Annotated in this window: 5 protein-coding genes; 1 reads left to right on the top strand and 4 read right to left on the bottom strand. The window is 40.5% G+C overall.

Going from position 1 to position 5,149, the window contains the following annotated elements; all coding sequences use genetic code 11:
• Positions 1-24 precede the first annotated feature (24 nt).
• Entirely contained in the window at positions 25-396 is a 372-nt protein-coding gene (locus tag ACFINK_RS06885; protein ID WP_375638494.1) for a helix-turn-helix domain-containing protein, read from the top strand.
• Between the two features lie 428 nt (positions 397-824).
• Here the strand turns inward: ACFINK_RS06885 and ACFINK_RS06880 are convergent, their stop codons facing one another.
• The 4 genes from ACFINK_RS06880 to infA form a co-directional block, all read right to left on the bottom strand.
• The gene (locus ACFINK_RS06880; protein WP_375638490.1) at positions 825-2,033 is read right to left on the bottom strand and encodes an MFS transporter; all 1,209 of its coding nucleotides are present in this window, start codon (positions 2,031-2,033) and stop codon (positions 825-827) included.
• Between the two features lie 881 nt (positions 2,034-2,914).
• On the bottom strand, positions 2,915-3,199 hold the full coding sequence (yacG, locus tag ACFINK_RS06875) for a DNA gyrase inhibitor YacG (protein ID WP_375611670.1): 285 nt from the start codon (positions 3,197-3,199) through the stop codon (positions 2,915-2,917).
• 21 nt (positions 3,200-3,220) lie between these two features.
• The gene (locus ACFINK_RS06870) at positions 3,221-3,934 is read right to left on the bottom strand and encodes a Maf family nucleotide pyrophosphatase (RefSeq protein WP_375611669.1); all 714 of its coding nucleotides are present in this window, start codon (positions 3,932-3,934) and stop codon (positions 3,221-3,223) included.
• 242 nt (positions 3,935-4,176) lie between these two features.
• Positions 4,177-4,395, bottom strand: coding sequence for a translation initiation factor IF-1 (infA, locus tag ACFINK_RS06865; protein WP_004857577.1), 219 nt, complete (start codon positions 4,393-4,395; stop codon positions 4,177-4,179).
• Between the last annotated feature and the right edge of the window lie 754 nt (positions 4,396-5,149).

Below are 5,149 nucleotides of genomic sequence, written 5' to 3'. Positions count from 1 at the left end.
CTCGCAACCGGAGGGGGGCTTGAAGTGCCAACTAAAAATCCACATTTTATCGACATTTTGATAGGCAAAAGAATCCGCCACAGACGCATTTCAATGAGCCTTTCCCAAAAAGAATTAGGAAGCCATTTAGGTGTCAGTTTCCAACAAATCCAAAAATACGAAAAAGGCTTAAATCGTGTAAGTGCTAAATGTTTACTGGAAATCGCTCAAAAACTGGAAGTTCCTATAAGCTTTTTTTATGCAGACATTGCCACAAAAGAAGATCTCTCAACAAAAGAAACTCTCTTACACCACAATCAAGAAACATACAGCGAAAAAGAACACACTCTTTTGAAAAATTTTAGAGACCTCCAACCAAAAAAACAAAAAGCAATCTTGTGGTTGATTTCTGATTAAGCAAAAGCACAACAATTACCATACCCCCTGCCTAAAGTTTCCCATACCTGATATCACCATACCTCCAAGAATGATATTTTACGGCATATAAGATAATTCACACTATAGCTCCTCGTTTTCTGTTTCCATTATTGCTTCAAGTCAAGCTGATTAAGGATTGGCAGCTGAGTTTTTTAAGTTTGGCTATTCGTAGCAAAGCGGAGTTAAACAAAAATGACATTGTCGCTCAAAACCATGCCCCCTATTGCGTTTACGAGACAGTGGAACCGTATCAAGAAGGCAAAGCCCCGAAAAAAACATATGAGCGTTTAAGTAAAAATCAAAGATTAAACCTATAACGTCAAAAAAGCTGCTCTATGTTGGATTATCTCCACGTCCTCTAAATCTCAGAAAAATGATTTAAAACATTTGTTTTATTGATGAGCCAATCATTGAGATCGAACAATTAACAAAGAACGGTTCAGCAATATCCTGATAGCCAATAAACAGAATAATCCACTCAATCCAGAAAGAAGGAACAATTTTCCAGCCGAAGTGTGACCTAAAACAAACGCTCCAACAAACGGCGCCACCAACATAGCTAAATTTTGTATAGACTGCACCCATCCGGAAGCCAATCCAATCTGTTCATTGAAATTGCTTACCAGATAAACATTAGAAGATATGGAAAAGTAAGCGCTAACCATTCCAATAAGGAAAAAACAGAGCAACAAAGTCTCAATACGGAGTAAATCAAAGTAAAAAAAGCACACTGAGATCATGACAAAACCAATCATTGTTGACATTGCCGGCATTAACAACTCTGATATTTTGCCTGTAAGGGGTTTATACTTTGATTGTTTCACACTCCAAAATCCATAGAGAAAATTACCGATTGCCGAAGCCGATACCAGCATCCCAAGAGCCTGTTTATTCATTTTCATTGCACTAAGAATAACCGGCAACTGATTATTCACCATAAAGATCATGGCAAAATACACAAACATCACCGCCACATAGGCATACCAAGTTGTCCCATAAAGCCTCTGCTTTGATTTTATGGTATTCGCTGTTTTTATCATGAGCGACGAGACAGGTTGTGCACCAAGACAACAAAACACCATAAAGCCTAGCAATGTCAAAAATCCAGAAAACAATAAAGTATAGGTATCTGATAAAAGTACAGACAGAGCACTCCCCAAAGCAGGTCCTATCATCTTTGCCGCGCTATTGATCATGTTAAGCACAGAATAGTAACGAGTCCGTCCGTTTTCAGGCACCGAATTTGCACTGAGAACGGAAATTGCAGGCATGGCGAGACTGTTGAATGTCGCTCGAATAACTGCCAGTATAATAAATCCTTGCAAACTCGTCGCCATCAATAAACCGACAGTACAGAGTGCCCGTAACAGCAGTGACGCCCGCAACCAATGGATCATAGAACGGTGACTTACCAACATTCCAATTGGCTTAGACAGAACGATACCAGGTAATAATGTTGCCGCTCCAATAAAAGCGACATCATATTGATCAGCTTTCCACGTGAACACAGATACGGTCAAAATCACGATATAATCAATCCAACCGCCAAATGACACCACGCCATTACCCAGCAAAAGCACCAACAAGCGATTTTTTACTGCCCCGTCTCTTTGCACAAAAACACGCACCCCTTCTTTTTCGTTAGCAATACTGATTGAACTATCAATTTTTCCTCACACCCTAAAGGCACCAACAACTTTCACGCAACAAAGCACTAACAAGCGATTTTTTACTGCCCCGTCTCTTTGCACCAAAACACGCACCCCTTCTTTTTCGTTAGCAATACTGATTAGATGATCAATTTTTCCTCACACCCTAAAGGCACCAACAACTTTCACGCAACAAAGCACTAACAAGCGATTTTTTACTGCCCCGTCTCTTTGCACCAAAACACGCGCCCCTCTTTTTTCGTTAGCAATACTGATTAGATGACCAATTTTTCTCTCACACCCTAAAGGCACCAACAACTTTCACGCAACAAAGCACCAACAAGCTATTTTTTGTTACCCCGTCTCTTTGCACCAAAACACGCACCCCTTCTTTTTCGTTAGCAATACTGATTGAACTATCAATTTTTCCTCACACCCTAAAGGCACCAACAACTTTCACGCAACAAAGCACTAACAAGCGATTTTTTACTGCCCCGTCTCTTTGCACCAAAACACGCGCCCCTCTTTTTTCGTTAGCAATACTGATTGGACTATCAATTTTTCCTCACACCCTAAAGGCACCAACAACTTTCACGCAACAAAGCTCCATCGACCTTCATGCAACAAAGCAATTTATAATTATCCATGGTAAACAAAACCTCTGGAGATAAGTCTTAGATATGTATTAAAACTTCCATCGTTGATTGAACTTAATCTGCGTCTTTGCGAATGACGATAATAAGCAAGCCGTTAATCCAGCTCTTAAATACATTTACGATAATCCCGCGCGCCTCCCCTTCAGTTTCCACACAAAAAAACGCTTTAGCGTTCTTTCTCAAGAGAACTCTTTATTCTTCTTCATCACTTACTTGTGGTGGGGGTGGTAAAATATAAGAGCCTGAAAGCCAACGATTAAGATCAATAGCTCGGCACCGTGTGGAACAAAAAGGATAAGAAGATTTTTGTGACATCTGACCACAAATAGGACAAGGATGCGGAGGACGGGTCTCTTTTTGCAAATTTAGCTCTTTTTGTTCTTGGCACACCTTTGTCATTGGCTTCTTCATTAACTTTTCTTCTGTTGCTTTTTTTTCATTTTTGCTTTTCTCTTTTTGTTGCTTTTCACCTTGCATTGATCTTACCTTAGAGTTTTTCTAATGCGTTTGTTCAGCCCAGTGAGTGAAAAGTGGATAGTGATAAGCGGTCAAGAGATCGGCTGTTTCAGCCAAAGGCAATCCCACAACATTAGAATAAGAACCCGTGATATGGACAACAAAAGCCCCTGCTTTTCCTTGGATAGCGTAGCCACCTGCTTTCCCTTGCCATTCTCCTGAAGCAAGGTAAGCCTTCATCATGGCAGAGGTTAAGCGTCTAAAGCGAACACGACTTTCAACCAATTTTACGGTTATTTTTCCACGTTCATTGAGCGCACAAATGGCACCATAGACCTTATGCGAACGCCCAGAAAGGTATCGTAAACATTCATAAGCCTCATCCTCGCTTTCTGGTTTGGGGAAAATGGTCCGCCCAACAGCCACCACGGTATCAGCCGCCAAGATAATCATTTTCTGTCCAGGTAATTTTTCTTGACCATTCTGCAACTCGTCTTGACCATTCTGACTGTACCAGCGCAAAATTTTTTGGGCTTTCAGTGCTTTTTCTTTTGCCAAACGTTTGGCAAGGTTTGCAGGATGTTCTTTTAATTTTGGCGTTTCATCAATATCGCTTGCATAAACCTGCTGGGGATCAATCCCTATTTGTGCCAAGAGCGCTAAACGCCTTGGCGAAGCGGAGGCAAGCACCAAATGAATTTCTTCTGTAAGAGTATCTGCCAAACGTTTTTCCCCCCACTCTCTTATATTTCTCATTTCCACCCCTTCACAATTGACTTCCCTCTCACCCCCTTAAGCACCCCCTTTTAAGCGCCCCTTTAGCCTCCCTTTTAAGCGCTATTGATCTCCTTATCCTTTTTCCGCATCGATTTTACAGTTTTTCAAGGCTCTTCAAACACTCCCCTTTTTTCACTCATGAAAAGCAAACTAAAAAACTGTTAAAAAATAATAGAAATAATATGATAGCTTTTAGAAAAAAGTGCAAGCCACCCACGAGGCTACTTATAGCGATATGTAATACGCCCTTTTGTCAAATCATAAGGTGTCATTTCCACCATGATTTTATCACCGGCCAACACCCGTATACGATTTTTCCGCATTCTACCAGCGGTATGAGCAATAATTTCATGATCATTTTCCAGTTTCACACGAAACATCGCGTTAGGTAAGAGTTCAGTAACGATACCAGAAAATTCTAAAACTTCTTCTTTTGACATAAACAAACATTTCCTTTACAGTGCACATATTTTGTTAAGCTGCGCGTTATTTCCAGCGTTCATATCCTATTTTCTTAAGTTTGTGAATAAAAATTCCACAAAAAGGGAAAGGTTTTTCAAGTTTACTCTCTCATGTTCTCAAAAAACGTCATCCCACACCTTAAGAATAAAAACTTTTTTTTCACCAATTTTACCCGCTAATTTCCTTCAATTTTTATGATGATTTTGGTTTCAGTGTGACAAGAAATTACGCTAATTTTTTCCCCTAAAGCATTTTCCCAACACCTCTGACTAATCCCTCCACAACTTACTCACAATCATCCTCTCTCCAACTTTTCCTCACCTTCCACACCTTAAACATGCGCCCTTCAGATAAACACCACTCCCCCACGCCAGAAGCCCTTCCTTTTCTCAAAAACCTTCTCCATTCTTCACACACCATTCACAACATGCTTCACTGCCCCACACTTCATACTCTACGCATTTCCCATACAGCCTTCCCCATTTTCTCTCTCTTCACACGCTTCCTCTAAGCCACTCTTTCCATTTATGTTGTTCTTCCTACCTTCGAAAACACGATCCCTATACATTGCGTACCATTAACCACAACGCCTCTAACGACATAAAGCCTTTTCCTTTTTTACACATTTCCGTTTTCACGCTTTTACGTATTTACCGAATAAAGCCAAATGAAACTTCCACACCGCACCACTCTATAAACAATAGTATTACCCCAGCTTCTTGCCTAGCCAAT

Source organism: Bartonella sp. AA16NXGY (genome assembly GCF_042197325.1).
Taxonomy (GTDB): domain Bacteria; phylum Pseudomonadota; class Alphaproteobacteria; order Rhizobiales; family Rhizobiaceae; genus Bartonella.
The sequence above is the reverse complement of the archived record's forward strand: the minus strand, read 5'-3'. Positions and strand labels throughout refer to the sequence as shown.